The sequence below is a fragment of the Streptomyces sp. LaPpAH-108 genome, from assembly GCF_000373625.1.
Classification (GTDB): domain Bacteria; phylum Actinomycetota; class Actinomycetes; order Streptomycetales; family Streptomycetaceae; genus Streptomyces.
In genome coordinates this window covers 704,782-731,769 of sequence record NZ_KB891988.1, presented here as the reverse complement: position 1 = coordinate 731,769, position 26,988 = coordinate 704,782, and the positions used below count along the sequence as shown (strand labels likewise).

The window sequence follows — 26,988 nt, the reverse complement described above, 5'->3', positions numbered from 1 at the left end:
TGTATTCATGATCAGAGAGTGGAGTGCGGGTGCGGGGCGGACCTTCCGAGCGGCCCGGGACGCCCCGGCCCCGATGACGTACGGCCTCATCGCCCTGTGCTGTCTGCTCTTCGTGCTGGGCCCGGCCTCGGGGTTCACCCGGACGTACGGCACCGGGGACGCGCTGCTGGTGGCGCAGCGGGCGTACTTCCGGCACTGGGGCGTGATCCCGGCCGAGCTGTTCGCCGCGCCGGTGCGGGAGGCGCTGACCCCGGCCACGGCGCTGTTCGTGCACGGCAGCTGGGTGCATCTGCTCGGCAACATGCTCTTCCTCCTCGTCTTCGGGGTGATGACCGAGGAGCGGATGGGCCGGGTCGAGTTCACGCTGTTCTACCTCGGCTGCGGCTATCTCGCCCTGCTGGGCTACGCGATCGCCAACGCGAGCTCCGAGCAGTCCCTGGTGGGGGCCTCCGGGGCGATCTCGGCGGTGCTCGGCGCCTTTCTGCACCTCTTCCCGCGTGCCCGTGTCACCAGTCTGCTCCCCTTCCTCTTCTTCCTCCCGCTGCGCTTCCCCGCCTGGGTGGTCCTCCCGTTCTGGGCCGCCCTCCAGTGGTTCGCGGCCTCCCACGCCCCCGAGGGCCCCGGGGTGGCCTACCTCGCCCACGTGGTCGGCTTCTGCCTGGGCTTCGGCTACGCGTGGGTGCGGTACGGGCGGCGGGCTAAAGTGAAGGTCGTTCCGGCCCCGGCGTCCGAGGGAGAAAAGCAGCCGTGATCACCGCGATCGTCCTGATCAAGACCAGCGTGGACCGGATTCCGGAGATCGCCGAGCAGATCGCCGCCCTGGACAGCGTCAGCGAGGTCTTCTCCGTCACCGGCACCTACGACCTCATCGCCATGGTCCGCGTCGCCCGCCACGAAGACCTCGCCGAGGTCATCCCGGCCCGCATCAGCAAGATCCCCGGCGTAGAGGCCACCGACACCCACGTCGCCTTCCGCACCTACTCCCAGCACGACCTGGAAGCGGCGTTCGCGATCGGCCTCGACAACTAGAGCCTCCGGCGGCTCAGCGGTTCACCTCCGGCGGTGCGCCTCGCGGCCGGGCCCCGGAGGGCCGTCCGGCACGTGGCCGCCCATCTGGGCCGTCCAGCCCCTCCCGCCGGACCCGCGCGGAAGCACGATCGACCGCCGCCCCACCCACCAGACCCGAACCGGATACCCATCCCGCACAGGACCGCCCACCTGAGGCCGTCCAGCATCTCCCGCCCGACCCGCGCGGGGGCGCGATCCGCCGCCCCACCTGCCGGACCGGGGCCGGGGCCCGTCCCGTACGGGCCGTCGGCCGCCCAGGGGGGTGCCCAGCCTTCTCTGGCTCGGGCGTCCGCGTGAGCGGGATCGGTCTGGCCGCATCCTTATGGCCCGCGCGGCGCGGGCCCCGGTCGCCTCGGGGTGATCGGGCCCTCGCATCGGGCGTCGGCCCCGTTTCTGCGGACCCGCATCGGAGGCCGGTGGTCAGGACTCCGGAACGCAGTGCCCGTTCTCCGTGCGGTAGCGCCACTTCGCGCCGTGGGTGACCAGTTCCCGTACGGCTGTCACGAAGCGGTCGACGTGTTCCGCCGGGGTGCCCGCGCCGAAGCTGACTCGGACCGCGTTCAGGGGGGCGTCCGGCGTGCCGCAGTCGGTGTCGGTGTCGGGGGTGCCGTCCAGGAGGGTGCGGACCAGGGGGTGGGCGCAGAAGAGGCCGTCGCGGACGCCGATGCCGTACTCGGCGGAGAGGGCGGCGGCGAGGTGGGAGCTGTTCCAGCCCGCGACCACGAAGGAGAGCACGCCGACGCGCGGGGCGTCGTCCCCGAAGAGGGACAGGACGCGGACGCCGGGCACCTCCGCAAGACCCTCGCGCACCCGGCGGATCAGCAGCGCCTCCCGCTCGGCCAGGCGGTCCAGGCCCGCCTCCTCCAGCGCCGCGCACGCGGAGGCGATGGCGTAGGCGCCGATGACGTTCGGGGAGCCCGCCTCGTGCCGGGCGGCGCCCTCGTGCCACTCCACCTCGATGCGGCCGTCCGCACCCCGTACGACCCGGCGGCTCGCCCCGCCGCCCGCGAGGTACGGCTCGGCCGCCGTGAGCCAGTCGGAACGCCCGGCCAGCACCCCCGAGCCGAAGGGCGCGTACAGCTTGTGCCCGGAGAAGGCCACCCAGTCCACGTCCAGCTCGCGCACGCTCACCGGGTGGTGCGGGGCCAGCTGGGCCGCGTCCAGGACGATCCGGGCGCCGTGGGCATGGGCGACCGCCGCCAGCTCACGCACCGGCCACAGCTCCCCGGTGACATTGGAGGCACCGGTGACGCAGACCAGCGCCGGAGCGGCCGTGTCCCGCGCGGCGAGCGCCCGCTCCAGCGTGGCCACGGCCGCCTCGGGGCTGCGCGGCGCGGCGAGGACGGTGACCCCCTCCTGCGGCCAGGGCAGCAGCGCCGCGTGGTGCTCGGTCTCGAAGACGAACACCTCGCACCCGGCGGGCAGCGCGCGGGCCAGCAGGTTCAGCGAGTCGGTGGTCGACCGGGTGAACACCACCTGGTCGTCAAGGCGGCAGTCCAGGAACCGCGCCACCGTCCGGCGGGCGTTCTCGAACAGCTCGGTGGAGAGCCGGGACAGCTGCCCCGCGCCCCGGTGGACACTGCCGTAGTACGGCGCGTAGGCGGCCACGTCGTCCCAGACGCGCCGCAGGGCGGGGGCGCTCGCCGCGTAGTCCAGCGCGGCGCACTCCACCTCGCCCCCGGTGACGAGCGGCACGGTGACCCCGCACCCGAGCACGGGCAGCGGAGCGGAAACGGCGGGGGCAGCGATGAGCACGGACATGAGGGGTCAACTCCCGTGAGAAAGCCCGGAGTCGGCACGCGGGTACGACAAGTCCCGGCACGCGACGACTCGGAAAGAAGAAGAGAAAGGGGCGTGCGGAGGCGGGGCTCAGCGGCCCTAGGACATTCGCTTGCTCAAGGAAGGCTCCCTCGACCGCGCTTGCCGCAGACCTCGCTGCCTACGGCCTGGTCCTCACCCGGGGCACCCCGCCACGGACGGAGGGTTGCCGGACAGCCGGCCGGGGCCTGTTGGCTGTCACTCATGACCTGATCGAGAAATTAGCGGGGACCGGACGGTTCCCGCAACCGGCGTCCGTATCGCGGGACGCCGGTCACGTCATCGCGGGACGCCGGTCACGTCGCCGCCTCAGCGGTTCGTCGCCGCCACCCACCGCTCCAGCGTCCGCCGGGCCGCGCCCGAGTCGATGGACTCCGCCGCCCGCGCCATGCCCGCACGCAGCTGGTCCGCCAGCGGCGCCCCGGTCGGGTCCAGGGCCACCAGGGCCGCCGCCGAGTTCAGCAGCACCGCGTCCCGTACGGGCCCCGTCTCGCCGTCGAGGACCCTGCGGGCGACCTCCGCGTTGTACGCCGGGTCGCCACCGCGCAGGGCGTCCACCGGGACCAGCTCGATGCCGACGTCACGCGGGTCGAAGACCTCCTCGGTGACCTTGCCGTCCCGCACGATCCACACCCGCGAGGGCGAGGTCGTCGTCAGCTCGTCCAGGCCGTCCTCGCCCCGGAAGACCAGCGAGGAGTTGCCCCGCTCGGCGAAGACGCCCGCCACGATGGGCGCCATGGCGAGGTTGGCGACGCCGACCGCCTGCGACCGCACCCGGGCCGGGTTGGTCAGCGGGCCGATGACGTTGAAGACCGTACGGATGCCGAGCTGGCCGCGCGCCGCGCCCACGTGCCGCAGCGCCGGATGGAACTTGATCGCGAAGCAGAAGGTGATCCCCGCCTCCTCCGCGACCTCGGCCACCCGCCGCGGGGTCAGCTCCAGATTGACGCCCAGCTTCTCCAGCACGTCGGAGGAGCCGGAGGCGGAGGACGCGGCGCGGTTGCCGTGCTTGATGACCTTCGCACCGGTGCCCGCGACCACGATCGAGGACATCGTGGAGATGTTCACGGTCTTCGCGCCGTCGCCGCCGGTGCCGACGATGTCGACGGTGCGGCCCGGCACCTCGATGACGTTCGCGTGGTCGTACATCGCCCGGACGATGCCGGTGATCTCCTCGACCGTCTCGCCCTTGGCGCGCAGCGCGACCAGGAACCCGGCGATCTGGGCGTCGGTCGCCTCGCCGCGCAGGAGCCGGTCCATCGCCCAGGCGGTCGCGTCGGCGCTCTGGTCCTCGCCCTCCAGCAGGGAGTTCAGTACGGCGGGCCAGGAACGGCCCGCCGCGGTGTCGCCTCCAGCGGGGGTCACAGCGCTCATCAGCCGCTCCTGTGTGAAAAGTCTTCGTACCGGGGGGCACGCCGGTGCCCACCCCCACCCTATCCAGCCCGAACAGGGCGAAGGGCCCCGCCCGGATTCCGGACGGGGCCCTTCGCCGCGTGTGGCGACGCGGGGATCAGTGGTGGCCGTGGCCGCTCGTGATCTCCTTGTACTCCTCGACGGTCGGCTTCGGGATCTGGTTGTCCTCGCCGTAGTAGGCGTTGGAGAGCTTGACGCGCAGCTTCTCCGACGCCGGCACCTTGCGCTCGACACCGTTCTCGTCCACCGTCGCGCCGATCTCGGCCGGCTCGTACTGGTGGTGCGCCGTCAGGGTGTGGAGCTGATCCTGGCTGAGCGGCTCGTGCACCTCGATGAACTCACCGTGCGGCAGGCGCTTGATGATGCCGGTCTCGCGGCCGTGCAGCACCTTCTCCTTGTCGCGGCGCTGGAGGCCGAGGCAGATCCGCTTGGTGATGATGAACGCGATCACCGGGCCCGCGAAGAAGCCGATGCGGACGAACCAGGTCACGGCGTTGATCGACAGGTGGAAGTGGGTGGCCCACAGGTCGTTGCCACCGCCGACCAGACCGATCATGTAGACCGTGATCCAGGCGACACCGAACGCGGTACGCGTCGGGGCGTTGCGCGGGCGGTCCAGGATGTGGTGCTCGCTCTTGTCGCCGGTGACCCAGGACTCGATGAACGGGTAGACCGCGATGGCCGCGAGGACCAGGCCGAACAGCACCAGCGGGATGAAGACGCCCAGGACCAGCGTGTGGCCCCAGAAGTTGATCTCCCAGCCCGGCATGTAGCGGACCAGACCCTCGGCGAAGCCCATGTACCAGTCGGGCTGGGCGCCGGTGGAGACCTGGTCGGGCCGGTAGGGGCCCATCGCCCAGATCGGGTTGATCTGCGCGATCGCCGCGATGACGGCGATGACACCGAAGACCAGGAAGAAGAAGCCTCCGGCCTTGGCCATGTACACCGGCAGCAGCGGCATGCCGACGACGTTGGTCTCCTTCTTCCCCGGACCCGCGAACTGCGTGTGCTTGTGGTAGAAGACCAGGATCAGGTGAGCCACCATCAGACCGAGCATGATGCCCGGCAGCAGCAGGATGTGGATCGAGTAGAACCGCGCCACGAAGTCGTGGCCCGGGAACTCGCCGCCGAAGAGGAAGTACGAGATGTACGTGCCGACGATCGGCATGGACAGGATCGCACCCTCGGTGAAGCGCACACCGGTGCCGGAGAGCAGGTCGTCCGGGAGCGAGTAACCGGTGAAACCGGTGAACATGCCGAGGACGAACAGCAGGAAGCCGAACAGCCAGTTGACCTCACGCGGCTTGCGGAACGCGCCGGTGAAGAACACGCGCATCATGTGCACGAACATGCCCGCGAGGAAGATCAGCGCGGCCCAGTGGTGGATCTGCCGGATGAGCAGACCACCGCGCACGTCGAAGGAGATGTGCAGCGTGGAGCTGAACGCCTCCGACATGAGCTGTCCCTGGAGCGGGACGTAACTGCCGTGGTACTCCACCTCGTTCATCGACGGGTGGAAGAACAGCGTCAGATACACACCCGTGAGGATGATGATCAGGAAGCTGTACATGCACACTTCGCCGAGCATGAACGACCAGTGGTCCGGGAAGACCTTGCGCATGTTGGCCTTGGCCAGGGAGAAGATCCCCAGTCGGCCGTCCGCCCAGTCGGCGATGCGCTCGCCGGCCGGAGCCTTCCCGCCCGAGCGGGAAGCGTCGTTGTTCGCAGTACTCATCCGCGCTCCCAGAATGCAGGACCGACGGGCTCCGCGAAGTCGCCGAGCGCTTCGAGGTAACCCTCGTCGTTCACGCCGATGTGCAGCTGGGGCAGGGCGTGACCGGCAGGACCGAAGATCACCCGGGCGCCGTCGGAGAGGTCGAAGGTGGACTGGTGGCACGGGCACAGCACGTGGTGCGTCTGCTGCTCGTACAGGGAGATCGGGCAGCCCACGTGGGTGCAGATCTTCGAGAAGGCGACGATGCCCTCGTGGGACCAGGCCAGTTCCTGCTTGTCCTTGATGTTCTCCGGCTGGAGCCGGACGATCATCAGGGCCGCCTTGGCGATCTGGTTCTGGAAGTCCTCGTCGGTCTCCTCCAGGCCCTCGGGCTTGGCGAAGGTCAGCGAGCCCACGGCCACGTCCTCGGGACGCAGCGGCTCGTTGGTGTTCACGTTGACGAGGAGCTTGCCCTTCGCCCACAGCGTGTGCCGCAGCGAGGTCCCCGGCAGCGGGCCGAGGTCGCGCAGCAGCATGACGCCGGAGAGCGGCACCAGGGCCAGCGCGCCGAACATGGTGTTGCGGATCAGCTTGCGGCGGCCGATCCCCGACTCGGCGGCTCCCTGGCGGAAGTCGTCGAAGACCTGGGCGCGGACCGTGGGCTCCGCCGCGATCGGGTGACGCTCGGCCACCATCTCGACGTCCGACATCAGGGTGCGCGCCCAGTGGACGGCGCCCGCACCGATGCAGAACAGCGCCGTACCGAGGGTCAGACCCAGCGCGAAGTTCAGCGCGCTGACGTGACCGATCGGGAAGACGAAGATCGACTTGTCGCGCGGGACGGTGACGTACGAGGCGATGAAGCCGAGGGTCGCCAGCATCGAGATCGTGAACAGCAGGGCGACCGTGCGCTCGGACCGGTCGGCGGCCCGCTCGTCGATGTCCTGGATCCGGTGCTCGTGGGGCGGCAGCCCCGGGTCGGCGAACGGGTTCTTCTCGTCCGCGACGCTTACCGCGCCGTGCGCGTGGTCCTGCTCAGCGGGCAGGTTCTCTTCAGAATTGTCTTGGCTACTCATGACTTCTTGGCCTTTGCGGTCCGAGCGGCGACCCAGACGGCTACCGCGATCAGCGCGCCGAGGCCGAAGATCCAGGCGAACAGACCCTCACTGACCGGCCCGAGGCCGCCCAGCTCCAGACCGCCCGGGTTCTCGGTCTCGCTGCCGTTGACCGCGTGCAGGTACGCGATGATGTCCTTCTTGTTCTTCTCCGTCATCGTGGTGTCGGGGAAGGACGGCATGTTCTGCGGGCCGGTCTGCATGGCCTCGTAGATGTGCTTGGGGTCGACGCCCTCAAGGCTGGGGGCGTACTTGCCCTTGGTGAGGGCACCACCCTTGCCGGTGAAGTTGTGGCACTGCGCGCAGTTGGTGCGGAACAGCTCGCCACCCGCGGCGATGTCCGCGCCTTCCGGGCCGTACTGCTCCTTCGTGGGCACGCTCGGGCCGGCGCCCAGCGACGCGACGTACGCGGCGAGCTGGTCGATCTCGGCCTGGGTGTAGATGGTCTTCTTGCGCGGGAGCTGAGCCATCTGGGAGGTCGAGGCCGGCATACGGCCGGTGCCGACCTGGAAGTCGACCGCGGCGGCGCCGACGCCGACCAGGCTCGGCCCGTCGGAGGAGCCCTGGCCACCGGTGCCGTGGCAGCTGGCGCAGCCGACCTCGTAGAGCTTCTTGCCCTCCTTGATGGTCAGGGACTGGGAGGTTTCATCGGCCTGGGCCTTGCTCGCGGGTGCGAACGCGGCGTACAGCCCCCCAGTTGCCGCCAGCGCGAGGAGTAGGACGACGACCGCCGCCAGCGGATGGCGTCGTCGTGCGGAGAGCTTTTTCACGGATTACCCCGGTGTCAGGATCTTCTGCGTCGGTGCTTCTGGATGTGCGGGAACGGTCCCCGCTACTTGATCAAGTAGATCGTGGCGAAGAGGCCGATCCAGACCACGTCGACGAAGTGCCAGTAGTAGGACACGACGATGGCGGCGGTCGCCTGCTCATGGGTGAACCGCTTCGCCGCGTAGGTACGGCCCAGTACCAGCAGGAAGGCGATGAGACCGCCCGTCACGTGCAGGCCGTGGAAGCCGGTGGTCAGGTAGAACACGGAGCCGTAGACGTCGGAGGACAGCGAGATGCCGTCCTTCTTCACCAGTTCCGTGTACTCGAAGATCTGCCCGCCGATGAAGATCGCACCCATGATGAAGGTGATGATGAACCAGGCGCGGAGCTTCTTCACGTCCCCGCGCTCGGCGGCGAACACGCCGAGCTGGCAGGTCAGGGAGGAGAGCACCAGGATCGTGGTGTTGGTCGCGGAGAAGGGCACATTGAGCGCGTGCGCCATCTCCTTCCAGTGATCCAATCCGGTCACCGATCGAGCGGTGAAGTACATCGCGAAGAGGGCCGCGAAGAACATCAGCTCGGAACTCAGCCAGATGATGGTTCCGACGCTGGTGAGGTTCGGTCGATTGACCGACGGGTGCGCGTGCCCGGTTTCTACTGTCGTTGCTGTCGCCACGACCGACATTATGTCGGTCGCTTATCTCGCCCTCACTCCGGGGGTGCCGTTCGGAGTGTCCGTGCTTGTCGTACCGGTGTTGACGTGGTGTTCGGCGGAGTAACATCCGCCCCGGAAAGGCCCGTCCGTACGACGCCGACGTCTCGGAGGAACCATGCAGCCGACCGCCACTGTGCTGGTGTACAGCGACGACTCCACCACCCGGGAACAGGTGCGGCTGGCCACCGGCCGCAGGCCCGCTCCGGACGTGCCCCGGGTCGAGTTCGTGGAGTGCGCGACGCCCGAGGCCGCGGTGCGCGCGGTGGACGCGGGCGGCATCGACGTCTGTGTGCTGGACGGCGAGGCGGTGCCGATGGGCGGCATGGGGCTGTGCCGTCAGCTCAAGGACGAGGTCTTCGACTGCCCGCCGGTGCTGCTGCTGATGGGGCGCCCGCAGGACGCCTGGCTGGCCACCTGGAGCCGGGCCGACGCGGCGGTGACGCTGCCGGTCGACCCGATGGAGTTCGCCGAGGCCCTGGCCTCCCTGCTGCGCGGACGGCGCCTGCAGAGCGCCTGAGGCGCCCTGGGGGCGCGGGAGCCGCCGGGCGGGCCCGTACGGCTCCCGCGGTGCCACTCAGGCCGCCGCGGGGCGCAGCCGCACCGCGTCCTGCGGGTTGACGGGGGCGCTGGCGCCGCCGGTCAGGGCGCTGCCCGCGCTCCACTTCTTCCAGTCCAGGTTCCAGTCGCCGAAGCCGTTGCCGAACGACTCCATGCCGTGGCCGCCCGAGTTGATGACCTTGACGATGTCGCCGGGGCGTACGTGGTCGAAGAACCACTCGGCGTTCGAGGTGCTCATGCCGACGCAGCCGTGGCTGACGTTGGCGTAGCCCTGGGAGCCCACGGACCAGGGCGCGGCGTGCACGTACTCGCCGGACCAGGTCACCCGGGTGGCGTAGTAGACCGGCAGGTCGTAGGAGTCGGAGGTGCCCTCGGCGATGCCGACGGTGGTGCCGCGCATCCGTACGAAGTACTGCTTCTCCAGGACCACCTTGACGCCGTTGCGGGTCTCGAAGCCGGGCTTCCCGGTGGTGACCGGGATGGTGTTGAGCTCCTGGCCGTTCTTGTAGAACGTCAGCTGGTGGGTGGCGGCGTCCGTGATGGCCTCGATGCGGTCGCCGGTGGTGATCTTCAGGTCCTTGCTCTTGCCGCCGGAGAGCTTGTCGTTGACCTTGATGCCGTCCAGGTTGCTGTGCACCTGGACGGTGGCGTGGGCGGGCCAGTACTCCTTGGGCCGGTAGTGGAGTTCCTTGTCGCTGACCCAGTACCAGGAGCCCTGCACGGCGGGCACCGACTCGACCCTGAGGCCCCGCTCCACGATGGCCCGCTGCGCCTTGTCCTTGACCTCCTGGTCGAGCTGGGCGGTGATGGGCTGTCCGACGCCGTACTCGCCCGCCTCGGGCCCGAAGGTGACGCCCAGGGTCTTCTTGCCCGTGGTCTTGGTGGTGTCGAAGGTGAGCACCTTGCGGCCGGGGGCGCCGTCGTCGTCCTCGGTGCTGACCTGGACCGTGTAATGGGCGTCGGCGGCCAGCGGGGAGGTGCTGTGCCAGCGACCACCGTCGGCGGCGAGTTCGCCCGTCACATAGCGCCCCGCGGCGTCCCGGGCGGTGACGTCCGTGATCCGGCCCTCGCCGCTCTTCAGGGTGACTTCCAGGGGCTTGTCCGGGTCGACCCGCTTGCCCGCCTCGGTGGGGCCGGTGAAGGAGATCTGGCCCGCCGCGTCGTACGGCTTGGTCGCCAGGGCTGCGTTGCCGTCCGAGCCGCAGCCGGTGACGCCCGCGCCGAGGGCGGCCACCAGCAGGGTGCAGCTGACGACAGTGCGGGTCCGCGCAGTGTGATTCATATGATTACGTTATGAGGCGAAAAGTCCGGATGCGCGGCGCGTACCTCGGACGAGGGACGGACACTGCGGCAAACGGAGGAGCCCGGACCCTCCTGACGGAGTGTCCGGGCTCCCGGTGCGCTCAGCGCTGTGTTACGGGGCGGTCCTACTGGGTGCGGTTCTCACCGCGGTAGTACTCGAAGACCCAGCCGAACAGGCCGACCAGGATGATCGGCGCCGCGAAGTAGACCAGCCACCAGCCGACCGCGATACCGAGGAAGGCCAGGGCGCCGCCGACCGCCAGGGAGAGCGGCTGCCAGCTGTGCGGGCTGAAGAAGCCCAGCTCGCCCGCGCCGTCCGAGACGTCGGCCTCCTTGTCGTCCTGCGCACCCGCGTCGACCCGCCGGGCGGTGAAGCCCAGGTAGAAGCCGATCATGATGCACAGGCCGAAGGCCAGGAAGAGCGCCGTGGTGCCGGCCGGCTCCTTCGACCACACGCCGTACACGACGGCCATGATCAGGACGAAGAAGCTCAGCCAGATGAACATCCGGCCCTGGATCTTCACTTGCCGGCCTCCTTGCTGCCCGCGATGGCGGCGCCGTGACCGGCGTGCTCAAGCTGCTCCAGCGCGGCGATCTCGGGGTGGTGCAGGTCGAACGCCGGGGATTCGCTGCGAATCCGCGGCAGGGTGAGGAAGTTGTGCCGCGGCGGCGGGCAGGAGGTCGCCCACTCCAGCGAACGGCCGTAGCCCCACGGGTCGTCCACGCCGACCGGCTTGCCGTACTTGGCCGTCTTCCACACGTTGTAGAGGAACGGCAGGATCGACAGGCCCAGCAGGAACGAGGCGATGGTCGAGACGGTGTTCAGGGCGGTGAAGCCGTCGGCCGCCAGATAGTCGGCGTACCGGCGCGGCATGCCCTCGGCGCCCAGCCAGTGCTGGACCAGGAAGGTGCCGTGGAAGCCGATGAACAGCGTCCAGAAGGTGATCTTGCCCAGGCGCTCGTCCAGCATCTTGCCGGTGAACTTGGGCCACCAGAAGTGGAAGCCCGCGAACATCGCGAAGACGACCGTACCGAAGACCACGTAGTGGAAGTGCGCCACCACGAAGTACGAGTCGGAGACGTGGAAGTCCATCGGGGGCGAGGCCAGGATGACACCGGTCAGACCACCGAACACGAAGGTGATCAGGAAGCCGGTCGTCCAGAGCATCGGTGTCTCGAAGGACAGTGAGCCCTTCCACATGGTGCCGATCCAGTTGAAGAACTTCACACCGGTCGGGACCGCGATCAGGAAGGTCATGAAGGAGAAGAACGGCAGCAGCACACCGCCGGTGACGTACATGTGGTGCGCCCACACGGTCACGGACAGACCGGCGATGCCGATCGTGGCGGCGATCAGGCCCATGTAGCCGAACATCGGCTTGCGCGAGAACACCGGGATGATCTCGGAGATGATGCCGAAGAACGGTAGGGCGATGATGTACACCTCTGGATGGCCGAAGAACCAGAAGAGGTGTTGCCATAGCAATGCCCCGCCGTTGGCGGCGTCGAAGACATGGGCACCGAACTTGCGGTCCGCCTCCAGGGCGAACAGCGCGGCGGCCAGCACCGGGAAGGCCAGCAGGACCAGGACACCGGTCAGCAGCACGTTCCACACGAAGATCGGCATGCGGAACATCGTCATGCCCGGAGCGCGCATGCAGATGATCGTGGTGATGAAGTTGACCGAACCGAGGATCGTGCCGAAGCCGGAGAAGGCCAGACCCATGATCCACATGTCGGCGCCGACACCCGGCGACCGGACCGCGTCCGACAGCGGGGAGTAGGCGAACCAGCCGAAGTCGGCCGCACCCTGCGGGGTGAGGAAGCCGCCCACCGCGATGAGCGAGCCGAACAGGTAGAGCCAGTAGGCGAACATGTTCAGCCGCGGGAACGCCACGTCGGGCGCGCCGATCTGCAGCGGCATGATCCAGTTCGCGAAACCGGCGAACAGCGGCGTCGCGAACATCAGCAGCATCACGGTGCCGTGCATCGTGAACGCCTGGTTGAACTGCTCATTGGAGACGATCTGCAGACCCGGACGGGCCAGCTCGGCGCGCATGAGCAGCGCCAGCACACCACCGATGAGGAAGAACGCGAACGACGTCGCGAGGTAGAGCGTGCCGATCGTCTTGTGGTCGGTGGTCGTCAGCCACTTCACCACGACATTGCCGGGCTCCTTGCGCCTGACCAGCAGCTCGCTATCGGACGCGTCGGCTGCGGCGGCACCCTGGGGTTCGTTGAGGATGCTCACAGGTTGTTCGTCTCCCGGTTCTTCTCGTGGCTCGTCTGCGCGATGCCGGCGGGAATGTAACCGGTCTGCCCCTTCTTGGCGAGGTCCTTGAGGTGCTGCTCGTACCGCTCGGGGGAGACGACCTTCACGTTGAACAGCATCCGGGAGTGGTCGACGCCGCACAGCTCGGCACACTTGCCGAGGAAGGTGCCCTCGTGGTTGGGAGTCACCTGGAAGGCGTTGGTGTGGCCCGGGATGACGTCCTGCTTCATCAGGAACGGCACCACCCAGAAAGAGTGGATGACGTCACGCGAGGTGAGGATGAAGCGGACCGTCTTGCCCTTCGGGAGCCAGAGCGTCGGACCGGGGTTGTTGGTCTGCGGGTTCCGCGTACCCGGGGTGCCGACGTCGTAGACACCGCCGGCGTCCGCCGGGAATGCCTTCGTGAACCGGTCCGGGATGGCGGCCAGGTTCGGGTCGGTCTTGGGGTTCCCGGTGGAGCCCGGGACGTTCTCGATGTAGTTGAAGCCCCAGCTCCACTGGAAGCCGACCACGTTGACCGTGACGTCGGGCTTCTTCTCCAGGCTGAGGAGCTTCGACTCGTCACGTGCCGTGAAGTAGAACAGCACGGAGACGATGATGATCGGGACCACCGTGTACAGCGCCTCGATGGGCATGTTGTACCGCGTCTGCGGCGGAACCTCGACCTTGGTGCGGCTGCGCCGGTGGAACATGACGCTCCACAGGATCAGGCCCCACACCAGCACGCCGGTAGCGAGCGCGGCGGCCCAGGAGCCCTGCCACAGGGAGAGGATGCGGGGAGCCTCTTCCGTGGTCGGGGTGGGCATACCAAGGCGGGGGAAGTCCTTGTATGTGCAACCGGTGGCGGTCGCCAGGACCAGGCCCGCGGTCAGTGCCTGCAGCAGCTTCCGCCGCATCGGGCGCCGCGGCGAGCGGTCGGAGCCGTTGGGACTCACGTAGCGCCTTCCCGAGAGTCTCGCCCGCGCGGTCGGCTGCGGCCTTCTCGCTGGTCGGTCGCCGCCCTGCGTCGGGCAGGGGTTTGGATGTTTATGCGGACCAAACCCTAGCCGACGGCCTCCGGCGGTTCGCGGGGAGGGGGGCATACGCGTCGTCGGGTCGTTTCGGGGAGTGTTCGGGTGCGCCTAATCGCCGTGGGTTGTTGGTGTTTGGGGGCGTGTGCGGGTGGCTGGGGGGTCGTTCGCGCAGTTCCCCGCGCCCCTTCGGTGCTCATCCCTCGTTTTAACGTTGCTGTGTGAGTTACTTCGACGCTGCTTCCGTTGCTCCGCTTCATCCTGTTGCCCGGCAGGCTCTGGTGGCCTCTCTTGAGGAGGGGTGGGCTGATCCTGGGCGGGTTTACCGGGAGGGGCGGCGGGCTCGGGTGCTCGTGGATGCGGCTCGGGAGGCGGCTGCGGAGGTGGTGGGGTGCCGGGCTGATGAGGTGGTGTTCACCTCGTCCGGGACCGAGGCCGTACGACACGGGATCGCGGGGGCGTTGGCGGGGCGGCGGCGGACGGGGCGTCACCTCATCGTGTCAGGGGTCGAACATTCCTCTGTACTCCATTCGGCGGAAGCGTGGGAGGCCGACGGGGGGTCGGTGAGTCGGGTCTCCGTCGACCGTGGGGGTGCCGTCTCGGTGGGTGGGTACGGGGACGCGCTGCGGGCGGACACCGCGCTGGCGTGTCTGCAGTCCGCCAATCACGAGGTGGGGACCGTGCAGCCGGTGGCCGAGGTGGCCGAGGTGTGCCGGGCCGCGGGGGTGCCGTTGCTGGTGGATGCCGCGCAGTCGCTGGGGTGGGGGGAAGTCGAGGGTGACTGGTCGCTGCTGACGGCCAGTGCGCGCAAGTGGGGCGGGCCCGCCGGGGTGGGGCTGCTCGTGGTGCGCAAGGGGGTGCGCTTCCAGCCCCAAGGGCCGCGCGAGGAGGGGCGGTCGGGGCGCGCGGCGGACTTCGGGAACATCCCGGCGATCGTCGCGGCGGTGGCCGCGCTGCGCGCCGTACAGGCCGAGGCGGACGCGGAGGCGGTACGGCTGCGCGAGCTGACCGAGCGGGTGCGGGCGCGGGTGCCCCAGCTGGTGCCGGACGTGGAGGTGGTGGGCGATCCGGTACGGCGACTGCCCGGGATCGTCACCTTCTCCTGTCTCTACGTGGACGGCGAGGCGCTGCTGCACGAGCTGGACCGGGAGGGCTTCGCGGTCTCCTCGGGGTCCTCGTGCACGAGCGGCACGCTGGAGCCCAGCCATGTGCTCAAGGCGATGGGAGTGCTGAGCGAGGGCAACGTCCGCGTGTCGCTGCCGCCGGGCGTGGCGGAGGCGGACGTGGAGCGGTTCCTCGACGTGCTGCCCGGCGTGGTGGCCCGGGTCCGGGAGCAACTGGGGGCGCCCGCCCCGGAGACGTCGGTGCGCGCGGCGGAGCTGGTGGTGGACTCCCTGGGCAAGCGGTGCCCGATCCCCGTCATCGAGCTGGCCAAGGTCATCGGGGACGTACCGGTGGGCGGCACAGTACGGGTCCTCTCGGACGACGAGGCGGCCCGGCTGGACATCCCGGCGTGGTGCGCGATGCGGGGGCAGGAGTACGTGGGCGAGAAGGCGGCGGCCAGGGGAACGGCGTACATCGTGCGCCGGGTGAGCTGACAAGGAACGGCAGGGCAGCCAACCTCTAGGGGCGCGGGGAACTGCGCGACCAGCCCCGACGGACCCGCAGCCAACCACGGACCCGTCGAGGCACACGCACACGCACACGCAAACTCAGCCCAGGTGCTCGCGAACCTCGGCCGCCGCCTCGTCCCCGTACGCCTTGGTGAACCGGTCCATGAAGTGCGCACGGCGCAACTGGTACTCCTGCGTGCCGACCGTCTCGATGACCAGCGTCGCCAGCATGCAGCCGACCTGCGCCGCACGCTCCAGGGAGACGCCCCAGGCGAGGCCGGAGAGGAAGCCGGCGCGGAAGGCGTCGCCCACGCCGGTGGGGTCGGACTTGCGCTCCTCGTCGGGGCAGCCGACCTCGATCGGGTCCTCGCCGACCCGCTCGATGCGGACGCCGCGCGAGCCGAGGGTGGTGACGCGGTGGCCGACCTTGGCGAGGATCTGCTCGTCGGTCCAGCCGGTCTTGGCCTCGATCAGGCCCTTCTCGTACTCGTTGGAGAACAGGTACGTGGCGCCGTCCAGCAGTATCCGGATCTCCTCGCCCTCCATGCGGGCGATCTGCTGGGAGAAGTCGGCGGCGAAGGGGATGGCGCGGGAGCGGCACTCCTCGGTGTGGCGGAGCATCGCCTCGGGGTCGTCGGCGCCGATCAGGACGAGGTCCAGGCCGCCGACGCGGTCCGCGACCGTCTTCAGCTCGATGAGGCGGGCCTCGCTCATGGCGCCGGTGTAGAAGGAGCCGATCTGGTTGTGGTCGGCGTCCGTGGTGCACACGAAGCGGGCGGTGTGCAGGGTCTCGGAGATGCGGACGGACTCGGTGTCCACGCCGTGGCGCTCCAGCCAGGCGCGGTACTCGTCGAAGTCGAAGCCCGCGGCGCCGACCAGGATCGGGCGGGTGCCGAGCTGGCCCATGCCGAAGGCGATGTTCGCGCCGACGCCGCCCCGGCGGACGTCCAGGTTGTCGACCAGGAAGGAGAGCGAGACCGTGTGCAGCTGGTCCGCGACGAACTGGTCGGCGAAGCGGCCGGGGAAGGTCATGAGGTGGTCGGTGGCGATGGAGCCGGTGACTGCGATGCGCACGACGGGCGTTCTCCTGGCGGAAGGGGAGGTGACAGTTCACGCTACCCGGTTCCGGGCAGCCGCTGAAGCAGTGAAAACTACCCGATAGTAGATCTTTCTTCACCGCCGCCCGCGTGCCTACGGTGCGGGCATGACGAACCTCAGGGGCGACTCCCCCACCCCGGCCGACCTCGACGGCGGTCTCGCCGCCCTGCGCGGCGACTGCGCCCGGATGGCCCCGCACTGGCCGCCGTCGGCGGACCTCTCCGCCCGTCCGGTCCCGCCGTCCTCGATCCACGGCGTACGCGTCCCGCCCCGCTCGGCCCGCCTCGTGGACGCCATGCCGGACTACGGCGACTGAGCCGGGGCGCACGAAAGGGAACCGCGCGCCCCCCTCCCCCGTCCCACCGCCGTCCCGCGACACGGGACACGGACCGGCGAGGAGCGATGCGGTGAACCCCGAGCGACCCGAACACCCCGAGACCCCCGAGGACACCCCCGTCCCGGCCCCGGAGCGGGCGGAGGTGGATCGGCGTGCGGCGGGCGCAGGCGCGGGCACAGCGGCGGAGTCGGCGGGCGCCGCAGGGTCGGGTACGACGCTGTCGGATACGACGGACGCGGGCGTGAGCGCGGGGCCGACGGACGCTGGCGCGGCAGCGAGGCCGGAGGCAGCAGCCACCCGTGCGGAGGCGAAGCCGGGAACCGCGGACGCGGCGGGCGGGCCTGCGGAGGCGAAGGGCGCGGTCGCGTCGGCGCCACCGAGGGCAGCGGACGCGAGGGCGACGGCTGAGTCGGCAGACACGGCGAAGGCCGACGCGACAGACGCGGACGCGGACCCGGAGGCCGCAGCCACCGGCGCGGCGGGCGCGGACGCGGAGCCGGGCGTGGCTGCGAGCGCGGAGTCGAAGGCAGCCGCGAACCAGGACACAGCGGGAACAGGCGCTGCTGCGGAGCCGGAGGCGACGGACGCGGGCGCTGGCGCTGCAGCGGAGCCGGGATCGGCGGGCGCGGGCGCCGACGTAGAGGCAGACGCGAAGCCCGAGGCAGCGGGCGCGGCTGCGGAGCCGGAGGCGGCGCTCAAGGGCGTGGCCGCGCGGCCCGCTCAGGTACCGGAGCCGGAATCCGCCCGGGGCGCCGAGATCCCGCACCCCGGAGAATCCACCCACCCGGCCGCGCCCCACTCGGATGAACGCCGCCCCCGTACCGCCCTCGTCGTCGCGTCCGTGGCCGCCGCCGTACTGGCGCTGGGCGGCGGAGGGGCCTGGCTCGCGTCCGGGCTGGGGGGTGACAGTGAGCCCGGGTCGGCCGGGGCCGGGGGCACTCCCCCGCCGCTCGTGCTGGACGGGTGGAGTGCGGGGGCCACGGAGAGCCCGGCGGGGATCGCGCCCGGGGAAGCGAATCCGTACGGGGTGCGGTACGTGGCCGAGGGAAAGCTGCCCGAGGGGCCCGGGTCGGCGGCCGTGCACGTCCCGGAGGGTGCCGTCGGGAAGGACGCCGTGGTGCGGCTGGCGCGGGCGCTGGAGGTCGACGGGGCGCCGGTGGCGGACGGGGACGGATGGCGGGTCGGCGGGCACGCGGGTGAGCCGGTGCTGCGGGTGGCGGGGGGTGCGACGGGCGGATGGTCGTTCAGCCGGTACACGCCCGGGACCGACAACTGCCCCAAGGCGGACGTGTGCGCACAGGACCCCGTCGCCCCGGCCGCCGACGCGGTGAGCGTGGCGAAGGCGCGGCAGGTGGTCGCGCCGGTGCTGAAGGCGCTCGGGCAGGACGATGCGAAGACCGACGCGAGCCAGGTCATGGGCGCCCGGCGGGTGGTGAACGCCGAGCCGGTCGTGGGCGGGCTGCCGACCTACGGCTGGACGACCGGGCTGACCGTGGACGAGCGGGGCGAGATCGTCGGCGGGCACGGAATGCTGGCCGTACCCGACAAGGGCGCCGAATATCCCGTACTGAGCGCGGACAAGACCCTCGCGCTGCTCAACTCGGCGCAGCCGGAGGGGCATCGGATGGGCATCGGGGGCTGCGCGACGCCGGAGCCGCTGAAGGACCGGCTGGAGCAGCCGTGCGGCGCGGACGCGTCCCCGGGGGCGCCGAAGGGTGACCGGCTGACCGTGGAGAAGGCGGTGTTCGGGCTCGCCGCGCACGCGGTGGACGGCCGGGAGGCGCTGGTGCCGTCGTGGCTGTACCAGGTGCGGGGTGCGGCGGCGCGCGGCACGTTCACCGTGACGTACCCGGCGGTGGACCCGAAGTATCTGGCCGCGCCCTCACCGCGGCCGTCCCTGTCCTCGTCCTCGGTGTCGGGCGCGCGGTCCGTGAAGGTGGGGGCCTACAGCGCGCACGGCCGTGAGCTGACCGTCCGGTTCCTGGGCGGTGTCTGCGCCGAGCACCGCGCGGCCGTACGGGAGAGCGCGGGGCGCGTGACGGTGTCGGTCACCGAGCATCCCCGGCCGGGCAAGGTGTGCGTGCTGATGGCGAAGGAGTTCGCCGAGACCGTACGGCTGGACGCGCCGCTCGCCGGGCGGACGGTCGTCGCGGAGGACGGCGGGCGCGTGCCGGAGGCGGAGTCGCTGGGCGGCCCCGCGAAGTAGTCACCGCGAGGCGGGAATCCGCGAGGCGACCGCGGCGCGCGAACGCGCGAGGCGGCGGACCCCCGGTCGGGGGCCGCCGCCTCGTCGTGTCGGGCCGGGCCCGGTCAGCTGAAGGAGTCGCCGCAGGCGCAGGAGCCGGTCGCGTTCGGGTTGTCGATCGTGAAGCCCTGCTTCTCGATCGTGTCCACGAAGTCGACGGTGGCGCCGATCAGGTAGGGCGCGCTCATGCGGTCGGTGACGACCTTGACGCCGCCGAAGTCCTTCACGACGTCGCCGTCGAGCGAGCGCTCGTCGAAGAAGAGCTGGTAGCGCAGGCCGGAGCAGCCGCCGGGCTGGACGGCGACGCGCAGCGCGAGGTCGTCGCGGCCTTCCTGGTCGAGCAGGGCCTTGACCTTCGACGCGGCGGCGTCGGTCAGGATGATGCCGTCGGTGACGGTGCTGGTCTCGTCCGATACGGACATCTACATCTCTCCCAAGTCGTACGGAGACTGCTTTTCGAGCAGTGCAACCGGCGCGTCGGCCGATTCATTCCGGGCCGGGCGGGCGCGTTGCCGCGTTTTCGCTTCTCTCTTCATGCTCGCACACGGCGGGGAGGGGGGACAGCGGCCCGGCTGCGAACGGGACCGGGATTCACGTCACATGGACGCTATCGCCATCGTCAAAGTGACGTGAAGCGGTTATCATAGATAACGTCAGTTAGACGAAAACTAGAAAGGGTAGGTGTCGTGACCACCGCCCAGACCCCGCAGCTCGATGTCCAGCCGTCCCCGCTCGCCCTGCTGCTGCTCGGCCGCGGCGCCGACCCGAAGAGCGAGCGGGGCGTCGAATGCCCCGGCGATCTGCCCGCGCCCTCCGACCCGGACCTCGTCGAGCGCGCCCGCGCCGCGAAGGCGAAGCTCGGAAGCAAGGTCTTCGTCCTCGGCCACCACTACCAGCGTGACGAGGTCATCCAGTTCGCGGACGTCACGGGCGACTCCTTCAAGCTGGCCCGGGACGCCGCCGCGCGTCCGGAGGCCGAGTACATCGTCTTCTGCGGTGTGCACTTCATGGCCGAGTCGGCCGACATCCTCACCTCCGACGACCAGAAGGTCGTCCTGCCCGACCTCGCCGCGGGCTGCTCCATGGCCGACATGGCGACGGCCGAGCAGGTCGCCGAGTGCTGGGACGTGCTGACCGAGGCGGGCGTGGCCGAGCAGGTCGTGCCGGTGTCGTACATGAACTCTTCGGCCGACATCAAGGCGTTCACCGGCAAGCACGGCGGCACGATCTGCACGTCGTCCAACGCGAAGCGGGCCCTGGACTGGGCCTTCGAGCAGGGCGAGAAGGTGCTGTTCCTGCCCGACCAGCACCTCGGGCGCAACACCGCCGTGCGGGAGATGGGCATGTCCCTGGAGGACTGCGTCGTCTACAACCCGCACAAGCCGAACGGCGGCCTGACCGCCCAGCAGCTGCGCGACGCCAAGATGATCCTGTGGCGCGGCCACTGCTCCGTGCACGGCCGCTTCACCCTGGAGTCGGTCGAGGACGTCCGCGCGCGGGTGCCCGGGATCAATGTGCTGGTCCACCCCGAGTGCCGGTACGAGGTCGTGGCCGCGGCCGACCACGTCGGCTCGACGGAGCACATCATCAAGACCCTGGAGGCGGCTCCGGCCGGTTCCAAGTGGGCGATCGGCACCGAGCTGAACCTCGTCCGCCGCCTGGCGAATCGTTTCGCGGCCGAGGACAAGGAGATCGTCTTCCTCGACCGCACGGTCTGCTTCTGCTCCACCATGAACCGCATCGACCTCCCCCACCTGGTCTGGACCCTGGAGTCCCTGGCCGAGGGCACCCTGGTCAACCGCATCGAGGTGGACCGCGAAACGGAGGCGTTCGCGAAGCTGGCGCTTGAGCGGATGCTGGCGCTGCCGTAAGAACCTTCATCTGTACGTGGGTCAGGGGCGCTTCCCGGTGTCGGGAAGCGCCCCTTTCGTGCCACGATCGGGGGAACGGTTCCCGATCTCATGGACAGGTGATCTTCCGGTGTCCCAGTCTGGCGAACGACCGAAGGAGGGGCGTGACATGACTGCCGTCGCGCATGAGCCGACCACGCCGGCTGAGGGACTGCTGGACATCTTCCTGTCCCTGGACACCCCCGAGGGCTTCCGTGCCGAGCTGATCGAGGGGGAGATCGTTGTGACACCGCCGCCCGACGGGGACCACGAGGACTACATCGGACTGATCGTGAGCCAGGTGATCAGGCGGTCCCGGACCGATATGCAGTTCTCCGGAAACAAGGGCCTGCTGCTGAAAAGCGCGGAGCGCGACCCGAAGGACCATGTGATCCCGGACGGCACCTTCGCGCCCACCGCGCTGCGGCTCTACCGCGGCGCCGAGTCCTGGATGCCCTGCGACGGCGTCGTCTTGGTGCTCGAAGTGACGTCCAGCAAGCCCCGGACGGACCGCGAGGCCAAGCGTCACGGTTACGCGCGTGCCGGGATCCCCCTGTACCTGCTGGTGGACCGGGACGCCTCCTCGATCACGCTGTTCAGCGATCCGGGGAGCGATGACTATCGCCAGCTCTGCACCGTCCCGTTCGGCACGTCCCTCGCGCTCCCGGACCCCTTCGGCTTCGAGCTGGACACGACGGACTTCCTCTGAGGCTCTGACGGCGGCAGACAGAGAGGCCCGGCCCGCACGATCGTGCGGGCCGGGCCTTTTCCGCGTCCGGACGTCACATCCGGACCAGTCGGCTACACCTTCACCGGCTCCGGCTCGTCCGCCGAAGTCTCCGGCTCTGTCGGGGTCGCCTTCTTTGCCGCCTTCTTTGCCGCGCGGCGTTCCTTGCGGAGTTCGAGCATCGCGTAGAGCGTCGGGACGAGGAGGAGGGTGAGGAGGGTGGAGGTGATCAGGCCGCCGATGACGACGACGGCGAGCGGCTGGGCGATGAAGCCGCCCTGGCCGGTGACGCCGAGGGCCATCGGGAGCAGGGCGAAGATCGTCGCCAGGGCCGTCATGAGGATCGGGCGCAGCCGGTGGCGTCCGCCCTCGATCACGGCCTCGACGACGCCGTAGCCCTGGGACCGGTACTGGTTGATCAGGTCGATCAGCACGATCGCGTTGGTGACCACGATGCCGATGAGCATCAGCATGCCGATCATCGCCGGGACGCCCATCGGGGTGCCGGTGACGATGAGGAGGCCGAGCGCGCCGGTCGCCGCGAACGGGATGGAGACCAGCAGGATCAGCGGCTGGGCCAGCGAGCGGAACGTCGCCACCAGCAGCATGAACACGATCGCGATGGCCGCCAGCATGGCCAGGCCCAGGTTCTTGAACGCGTCGTCCTGGTCGGAGGAGACACCGCCGATCTCGGCCGTGGCGCCCGCGGGGAGCTTCAGCGTCTTCAGCTTGGACTGGAGCTGGGTGCTGACCGCGCCGGTGTTGTCCCCGGTCGGGCGGCCCTTGATCGTCGCGGCGCGCTGGCCGTCGATACGGGTCATCGACACGGGGCCGTCGACCAGCTTGACCGTCGCGACGTCACCGAGCTTGACCCGGCCCAGGTTCAGGTTCTTCAGCTGGGCCAGCGTGGTCGCGGGCTTGGCCGAGCGCACCACGATGTCGCGCTCGGTGTCGTCCAGGATCGCCTTGCCCGCGGGGGTGCCGCGGACGGCCTGCGCGACGGCGCCGCCCAGCTTCTGCTGGTCGAACCCGGCCGCGGCGGCCTTGTCGTTGGCCTTGACCGAGATGCGCGGCACGCTCTGCGAGAGGTCGCTGGTCACGTCGGTGACGTCGGCCAGGCCCGCCACGGTGGAGCGGACCTTCTCGGCGGCGGTCTTCAGGGTGGCCGGGTCGGCCGCCTTGACGACGACGCTGAGGTCCTGGTTGCCGAAGCCGCCGCCGCCGGACACGGTGGTCGTGCCGATGCCGTCGAGCTTGGCGAGCCCGTCCGTCAGGTGCTTCTGCACGTCGCTGAAGGACGCCCCGTCCTTCAGCATGACCTGGTACGACGCCTGGTTGGTGTCGGTGCCGCCGCCGAAGGCCGCCATGAAGCCGGAGGAGCCGATGGTGACCTGGTAGTCCTTGACGCCCTTCAGCGAGCCGAGCAGCTTCTCCACCCGCTTGGCCTGCGCGTCGGTGGCCTCCAGGCTGGTGCCGGGCTTCAGGGTCTGCTTGACCGTGAGGACCTGCTGCTCGCCCTGGTCGAAGAAGTTCGTCTTCAGCAGCCCGGACATCCCGAAGGTGCCGAGCAGCACGACCACCGCGATCAGCACACTGGTGAGACGGCGCCGGGTCGCGAACCGCAGGACCGGGACGTAGGCCCGCTGGAGACGGCTGTTCGACTCCTTCGCCTCGGCCCGGCGGCGCGCCTCCTCGGCGTCCTCGGGGGTGCCCTTGGGGGCGCGCAGGAACCAGTACGACAGCACCGGCACGACCGTCAGCGACACCAGCAGGGAGGCCAGCAGGGCCGCCGTCACGGTGATGCTGAAGGAGCCGAACAGGGCGCCCACCATGCCGCCGACCAGGCCGATCGGCAGGAAGACGGCGACCGTGGTGAGGGTGGAGGAGGTGACCGCTCCGGCCACCTCGCGCACCGCGCCGATGATGGCCTGGCCGCGCTCCTCGCCGTAGCCGAGGTGACGCTTGATGTTCTCCAGGACCACGATCGAGTCGTCGACGACCCGGCCGATGGCGATGGTCAGCGCGCCCAGGGTGAGCATGTTCAGGGACAGGCCGCGCGTCCACAGCACGATCAGCGCGAGGACCACGGACAGCGGGATGGAGACCGCGGTGACCAGGGTGGAGCGGACCGAGGCCAGGAAGACCAGGATGATCAGGACCGCGAAGAGCAGACCGAGGGCGCCCTCGGTGGTCAGGCCGTCGATGGCCTTGGAGACCGCCGGGCCCTGGTCGCTGACGACGGTGAGCTTGGCGTCCGAACCGAGGTCGGTGCGCAGCTTCGGCAGCTTGTCCTTGACGGCCTGGGAGATGGCGACGGCGCTGCCGTCGTGGTCCATGGTGACGTTGACGGCGAGGCTGGGCCGCCCGTCGGTGCGGGTGAGGGAGTCCGCGGGCGCCGGACGCTCCTCGACCTTGGCCACGTCACCGAGGCGTACGGGCTTGGCGCCCGGCTCGCCGGTGATCCTCAGGTCCTTGAGCTGGGTCAGCGAGGTGTAGCCGCCGCCGACCTGGACGGTGCGGTTGGCGCCCTGCTCGTCGAAGGAACCGGCCGGGACGGTCGCGCCGCCCGCCTGCAGCGCGGGGACCAGCGCGGCGGGGGTCAGACCGGCCTTGGCGAGCTTGGCGTCGTCCGGCGTGACCGTCACCTGGACGTCACGGACGCCGGTGACCTGGACGCGGCCGACGCCGTCGATGTCCTTCAGCGCGGGCACGACCGTGCGGTCCAGCTTGTCGGCGAGCGCCTGCTGGTCCTGGCCGGAGGACGCGGCCAGGACGACGGTGGGCATGTCGTCGGTGGAGCCGGAGATGACCTGCGGGTCGACGGTGTCCGGGAGCTGGCCCCGGGCCCGGTTCACGGCCTGCTGCACGTCGGTGACGAGCCGCTTGGTGTCGTTGCCGTAGTCGAAGGACGCCATGATCACGGCGTTGCCCTCGGAGGCGGTGGAGGTGACACCGGTGATGCCGTCGACGCCCTGGAGGTTGTTCTCGATGGGCTCGACGACCTGCTTCTCGACCACGTCGGGCGAGGCGCCCTGGTACGGCGCGATCACCGACACCATGGGCAGGTCGATGGTGGGCAGGAGCTGCTGTTTGATCTGGGGGATCGCGATGGCTCCGAAGAGCAGGGCGACGAGGGACACCAGGCCGACGAGGGCCCGTTGTTTCAGGCTGAACCGGGACAGCCAGGACATGGGACAGGGTCTCTCTTCTGTGAGCGGCAGAAGCTGCTGGGACGGGCGCGGAAGCGGTGCGGGCACGGAAAGGGCAAGGAAAAGGGCACGGAAAAGCGCCCACCTCATACCCTCGCCCATGGCCGGACCCGGCTCCGTAGGCCCCAGGTCCCGTCTCTTACCCGCCTCCTACTCCACGCGCAGTACACGCGGGTGGAGGTCACTCCGTCCGGGGACGTACCAGCCCGGACTCGTAGGCGATGACCACCAGCTGGGCCCGGTCGCGGGCGCCGAGCTTGGCCATGGCCCGGTTGACGTGCGTCTTCACGGTCAGCGGGCTGACTTCCAGGCGCTCGGCGATCTCGTCGTTGCTGAGCCCCCCGGCCACCTGGACCAGCACCTCGCGCTCACGCCCGGTGAGCGCGTCCAGGCGGGCGAGGCGGACCGGGTCGGGGGCGGCGGTGTCGGCCTGGGCGAGGAAGCGGGCGATCAGGCCCTTGGTGGCGGCCGGGGAGAGCAGTGCCTCGCCGTCGGCGGCCAGCCGGATCGCGGCGAGCAGTTCCTCGGGCTCGCTGCCCTTGCCGAGGAATCCCGAGGCGCCCGCGCGCAGCGCCTCCACCACGTAGTCGTCCGCCTCGAAGGTGGTCAGGATGACCACGCGGACCCGGGCGAGGTCGGGGTCGGCGCCGATCATGCGGGTGGCGGCGAGTCCGTCGGTGCCGGGCATCCGGATGTCCATGAGGACCACGTCGGCGGCGCGCTCCTTGGCCAGCCGTACCGCCTCGGCGCCGTCGGACGCCTCCCCGACGACGGCCATGCCGGGCTCGGACTCCACCAGCACCCGGAACGCGCTGCGCAGCAGGGCCTGGTCGTCGGCCAGCAGGACGCGGATCGTCACGCGGACTCCTCCCGGTCGGTCGTACGGGTCTTGACCGGCAGGATGGCATGGACGCGGAAGCCGCCGCCGAAGCGGGGTCCGGTGGTCAGGGTGCCGCCGAGCGCGGTGACCCGCTCGCGCATCCCGAGCAGCCCGTGGCCGCCGCCCGCGCTCGGCGCGCTCGTGACGCCCGGCCCGTTGTCCAGCACGCTGACCTCGATGTTCGGCCCGACCCGTACGACGCTGACCTCGGCCTTGGCGCCGGTCCCGGCGTGTTTCTGGGCGTTGGTCAGGGCCTCCTGGACGATCCGGTAGGCGGCGAGGTCCACGGCGGCGGGCAGTTCGGTGCCCTGGTCGGCGCGGGCGACCTCCACCGGGAGCCCGGCGCTGCGGAAGGTGCCCGCCAGCTCGTCCAGGCGGCTCAGGCCGGGGGCGGGTTCGGTGGGGGCGGCCGGGTCGCCGGACTGGCGCAGCAGGCCGACGGTGGCGCGCAGCTCGCCGAGCGCGGAGCGGCTGGCCGAGCGGACGTGCGCGAGGGCTTCCTTGGCCTGGTCGGGGCGCTTGTCCATGACGTGGGCGGCGACTCCGGCCTGCACGTTGACCAGGGCGATGTGGTGGGCGACCACGTCGTGCAGTTCGCGGGCGATGCGCAGCCGTTCCTCGGCGACCCGGCGGCGGGCCTCCTCCTCTCGGGTGCGCTCGGCGCGTTCGGCGCGCTCCCGTATGGCCTGCACGAACGCGCGGTGGCTGCGTACGGCGTCGCCCGCGGTGGCGCCGATGCCGGTCCAGGCGATGATCGCGAGGTTCTCCTGCGCGTACCAGGGCAGTGGCCCGGCGAGCATCGCGGCGGCGGTCAGCACGGCCATCACCAGCAGCGCGACGCGCCAGGTGGTGGCCCGCCCGGTGGTGGAGGCCACCGTGTAGAGGGCGACGACGGCGCACATCACGACGGGGGCGCGCGGGTCGCCGGTGACGCACTCGACCAGCGAGCAGACGCCGGTGACGGCGAGGACGGCCATGGGCGCGCGGCGGCGCAGCACGAGCGCGACGGCGCCGACGACCATGAGGACCAGGCTGAGCGGGTCCGGGGCGCGCTCGCCCCAGGCGACCCCGTGCTCACCGTGGGGCGAGGCGAAGGAACCGCCGATCATGCACACCAGCACCAGACCGGCGAGGACCCCGTCCAGTGCGAGGGGGTGGGCCTGCGCTCCGTACCGGGCGCGTTGGAGAGTGCTCACCGGTGAACAGTACGGGCGCCGGGGGGCATACGGGAATCGGT

Annotated in this window: 23 protein-coding genes and 1 riboswitch; of the genes, 8 read left to right on the top strand and 15 right to left on the bottom strand. The window is 70.4% G+C overall.

Annotated elements, in window-relative coordinates; genetic code table 11:
• The first annotated feature begins 7 nt into the window (after nucleotides 1-7).
• Nucleotides 8-751: a rhomboid family intramembrane serine protease gene (locus tag B079_RS0109450; protein ID WP_026248513.1), complete on the top strand. Its 744-nt coding sequence runs from the start codon at nucleotides 8-10 to the stop codon at nucleotides 749-751.
• The gene (locus B079_RS0109445) at nucleotides 748-1,029 is read left to right on the top strand and encodes an Lrp/AsnC family transcriptional regulator (RefSeq protein WP_018545545.1); all 282 of its coding nucleotides are present in this window, start codon (nucleotides 748-750) and stop codon (nucleotides 1,027-1,029) included. Before B079_RS0109450 ends, B079_RS0109445 begins: the two co-directional genes overlap by 4 nt.
• Before the next feature lie 459 nt (nucleotides 1,030-1,488).
• Here the strand turns inward: B079_RS0109445 and B079_RS0109440 are convergent, their stop codons facing one another.
• From B079_RS0109440 to B079_RS0109415, 6 genes are all read right to left on the bottom strand, one after another.
• Nucleotides 1,489-2,829: an aminotransferase class V-fold PLP-dependent enzyme gene (locus tag B079_RS0109440; protein WP_018545544.1), complete on the bottom strand. Its 1,341-nt coding sequence runs from the start codon at nucleotides 2,827-2,829 to the stop codon at nucleotides 1,489-1,491.
• A gap of 150 nt (nucleotides 2,830-2,979) precedes the next feature.
• A riboswitch (SAM riboswitch) is annotated at nucleotides 2,980-3,096 on the bottom strand.
• A 99-nt stretch (nucleotides 3,097-3,195) separates the two neighbouring features.
• Nucleotides 3,196-4,260, bottom strand: a complete 1,065-nt coding sequence (gene trpD / locus B079_RS0109435; RefSeq protein WP_018545543.1) for an anthranilate phosphoribosyltransferase — start codon at nucleotides 4,258-4,260, stop codon at nucleotides 3,196-3,198.
• 136 nt (nucleotides 4,261-4,396) lie between these two features.
• Entirely contained in the window at nucleotides 4,397-6,034 is a 1,638-nt protein-coding gene (locus B079_RS0109430; protein WP_018545542.1) for a cytochrome b, read from the bottom strand.
• Nucleotides 6,031-7,089: a ubiquinol-cytochrome c reductase iron-sulfur subunit gene (locus B079_RS0109425; RefSeq protein ID WP_018545541.1), complete on the bottom strand. Its 1,059-nt coding sequence runs from the start codon at nucleotides 7,087-7,089 to the stop codon at nucleotides 6,031-6,033. Before B079_RS0109425 ends, B079_RS0109430 begins: the two co-directional genes overlap by 4 nt.
• Nucleotides 7,086-7,898: a c-type cytochrome gene (locus B079_RS0109420; RefSeq protein WP_018545540.1), complete on the bottom strand. Its 813-nt coding sequence runs from the start codon at nucleotides 7,896-7,898 to the stop codon at nucleotides 7,086-7,088. The genes B079_RS0109425 and B079_RS0109420 overlap by 4 nt, the downstream gene beginning before the upstream one ends.
• Before the next feature lie 62 nt (nucleotides 7,899-7,960).
• Nucleotides 7,961-8,581, bottom strand: coding sequence for a cytochrome c oxidase subunit 3 (locus tag B079_RS0109415; RefSeq protein WP_026248512.1), 621 nt, complete (start codon nucleotides 8,579-8,581; stop codon nucleotides 7,961-7,963).
• 145 nt (nucleotides 8,582-8,726) lie between these two features.
• Between B079_RS0109415 and B079_RS0109410 the strand changes: the two genes are divergently transcribed.
• Nucleotides 8,727-9,128, top strand: a complete 402-nt coding sequence (locus tag B079_RS0109410; RefSeq protein WP_018545537.1) for a response regulator — start codon at nucleotides 8,727-8,729, stop codon at nucleotides 9,126-9,128.
• Between the two features lie 57 nt (nucleotides 9,129-9,185).
• On the opposite strand, the gene B079_RS0109405 is transcribed toward B079_RS0109410, so the two are convergent.
• The 4 genes from B079_RS0109405 to coxB form a co-directional block, all read right to left on the bottom strand.
• Nucleotides 9,186-10,451 (bottom strand): L,D-transpeptidase, encoded by a 1,266-nt coding sequence (locus B079_RS0109405; protein ID WP_018545536.1) that lies wholly within the window; start codon nucleotides 10,449-10,451, stop codon nucleotides 9,186-9,188.
• Between the two features lie 145 nt (nucleotides 10,452-10,596).
• Complete coding sequence (locus B079_RS0109400) at nucleotides 10,597-10,995, bottom strand: cytochrome c oxidase subunit 4 (RefSeq protein WP_018545535.1); 399 nt, start codon at nucleotides 10,993-10,995, stop codon at nucleotides 10,597-10,599.
• A complete protein-coding gene (gene ctaD / locus B079_RS0109395) occupies nucleotides 10,992-12,722 on the bottom strand; it encodes a cytochrome c oxidase subunit I (RefSeq protein ID WP_018545534.1) in 1,731 nt (576 codons plus the stop codon). Before ctaD ends, B079_RS0109400 begins: the two co-directional genes overlap by 4 nt.
• Nucleotides 12,719-13,678, bottom strand: coding sequence for a cytochrome c oxidase subunit II (gene coxB, locus B079_RS0109390; protein ID WP_018545533.1), 960 nt, complete (start codon nucleotides 13,676-13,678; stop codon nucleotides 12,719-12,721). Before coxB ends, ctaD begins: the two co-directional genes overlap by 4 nt.
• Before the next feature lie 296 nt (nucleotides 13,679-13,974).
• Between coxB and B079_RS0109385 the strand changes: the two genes are divergently transcribed.
• The gene (locus tag B079_RS0109385) at nucleotides 13,975-15,351 is read left to right on the top strand and encodes a cysteine desulfurase/sulfurtransferase TusA family protein (protein WP_026248511.1); all 1,377 of its coding nucleotides are present in this window, start codon (nucleotides 13,975-13,977) and stop codon (nucleotides 15,349-15,351) included.
• A gap of 114 nt (nucleotides 15,352-15,465) precedes the next feature.
• Here the strand turns inward: B079_RS0109385 and B079_RS0109380 are convergent, their stop codons facing one another.
• Nucleotides 15,466-16,440 carry a carbohydrate kinase family protein gene (locus B079_RS0109380; protein ID WP_018545531.1) on the bottom strand — a complete coding sequence of 325 codons (975 nt, stop codon included), beginning with the start codon at nucleotides 16,438-16,440 and terminating at the stop codon, nucleotides 15,466-15,468.
• A 130-nt stretch (nucleotides 16,441-16,570) separates the two neighbouring features.
• Here B079_RS0109380 and B079_RS0109375 point away from each other — a divergent pair, with 130 nt between their 5' ends.
• Nucleotides 16,571-16,780 carry a hypothetical protein gene (locus tag B079_RS0109375; RefSeq protein ID WP_018545530.1) on the top strand — a complete coding sequence of 70 codons (210 nt, stop codon included), beginning with the start codon at nucleotides 16,571-16,573 and terminating at the stop codon, nucleotides 16,778-16,780.
• 91 nt (nucleotides 16,781-16,871) lie between these two features.
• Nucleotides 16,872-19,007: a hypothetical protein gene (locus B079_RS35770; protein WP_234016769.1), complete on the top strand. Its 2,136-nt coding sequence runs from the start codon at nucleotides 16,872-16,874 to the stop codon at nucleotides 19,005-19,007.
• 104 nt (nucleotides 19,008-19,111) lie between these two features.
• Here the strand turns inward: B079_RS35770 and erpA are convergent, their stop codons facing one another.
• Nucleotides 19,112-19,468: an iron-sulfur cluster insertion protein ErpA gene (gene erpA, locus B079_RS0109365; RefSeq protein ID WP_018545528.1), complete on the bottom strand. Its 357-nt coding sequence runs from the start codon at nucleotides 19,466-19,468 to the stop codon at nucleotides 19,112-19,114.
• 264 nt (nucleotides 19,469-19,732) lie between these two features.
• Here erpA and nadA point away from each other — a divergent pair, with 264 nt between their 5' ends.
• Entirely contained in the window at nucleotides 19,733-20,917 is a 1,185-nt protein-coding gene (nadA, locus tag B079_RS0109360) for a quinolinate synthase NadA (protein WP_018545527.1), read from the top strand.
• Between the two features lie 148 nt (nucleotides 20,918-21,065).
• Complete coding sequence (locus tag B079_RS0109355; RefSeq protein ID WP_018545526.1) at nucleotides 21,066-21,644, top strand: Uma2 family endonuclease; 579 nt, start codon at nucleotides 21,066-21,068, stop codon at nucleotides 21,642-21,644.
• Nucleotides 21,645-21,736: 92 nt separating this feature from the next.
• On the opposite strand, the gene B079_RS0109350 is transcribed toward B079_RS0109355, so the two are convergent.
• The 3 genes from B079_RS0109350 to B079_RS0109340 form a co-directional block, all read right to left on the bottom strand.
• A complete protein-coding gene (locus B079_RS0109350; protein ID WP_018545525.1) occupies nucleotides 21,737-24,853 on the bottom strand; it encodes an efflux RND transporter permease subunit in 3,117 nt (1,038 codons plus the stop codon).
• A gap of 199 nt (nucleotides 24,854-25,052) precedes the next feature.
• A complete protein-coding gene (locus B079_RS0109345; RefSeq protein ID WP_018545524.1) occupies nucleotides 25,053-25,730 on the bottom strand; it encodes a response regulator in 678 nt (225 codons plus the stop codon).
• Entirely contained in the window at nucleotides 25,727-26,947 is a 1,221-nt protein-coding gene (locus B079_RS0109340) for a sensor histidine kinase (protein WP_018545523.1), read from the bottom strand. The genes B079_RS0109345 and B079_RS0109340 overlap by 4 nt, the downstream gene beginning before the upstream one ends.
• Nucleotides 26,948-26,988 lie beyond the last annotated feature (41 nt).

Excerpts from the sequence above, each read along its gene's own strand:
- B079_RS0109450 (WP_026248513.1), top strand. The coding sequence starts at position 8 with ATGATCAGAGAGTGGAGTGCGGGTGCGGGGCGGACCTTCCGAGCGGCC.
- B079_RS0109440 (WP_018545544.1), bottom strand. The coding sequence starts at position 2,829 with ATGTCCGTGCTCATCGCTGCCCCCGCCGTTTCCGCTCCGCTGCCCGTG.
- trpD (WP_018545543.1), bottom strand. The coding sequence starts at position 4,260 with ATGAGCGCTGTGACCCCCGCTGGAGGCGACACCGCGGCGGGCCGTTCC.
- B079_RS0109430 (WP_018545542.1), bottom strand. The coding sequence starts at position 6,034 with ATGAGTACTGCGAACAACGACGCTTCCCGCTCGGGCGGGAAGGCTCCG.
- B079_RS0109425 (WP_018545541.1), bottom strand. The coding sequence starts at position 7,089 with ATGAGTAGCCAAGACAATTCTGAAGAGAACCTGCCCGCTGAGCAGGAC.
- B079_RS0109415 (WP_026248512.1), bottom strand. The coding sequence starts at position 8,581 with ATGTCGGTCGTGGCGACAGCAACGACAGTAGAAACCGGGCACGCGCAC.
- B079_RS0109410 (WP_018545537.1), top strand. The coding sequence starts at position 8,727 with ATGCAGCCGACCGCCACTGTGCTGGTGTACAGCGACGACTCCACCACC.
- B079_RS0109405 (WP_018545536.1), bottom strand. The coding sequence starts at position 10,451 with ATGAATCACACTGCGCGGACCCGCACTGTCGTCAGCTGCACCCTGCTG.
- B079_RS0109375 (WP_018545530.1), top strand. The coding sequence starts at position 16,571 with ATGACGAACCTCAGGGGCGACTCCCCCACCCCGGCCGACCTCGACGGC.
- erpA (WP_018545528.1), bottom strand. The coding sequence starts at position 19,468 with ATGTCCGTATCGGACGAGACCAGCACCGTCACCGACGGCATCATCCTG.
- B079_RS0109355 (WP_018545526.1), top strand. The coding sequence starts at position 21,066 with ATGACTGCCGTCGCGCATGAGCCGACCACGCCGGCTGAGGGACTGCTG.
- B079_RS0109350 (WP_018545525.1), bottom strand. The coding sequence starts at position 24,853 with ATGTCCTGGCTGTCCCGGTTCAGCCTGAAACAACGGGCCCTCGTCGGC.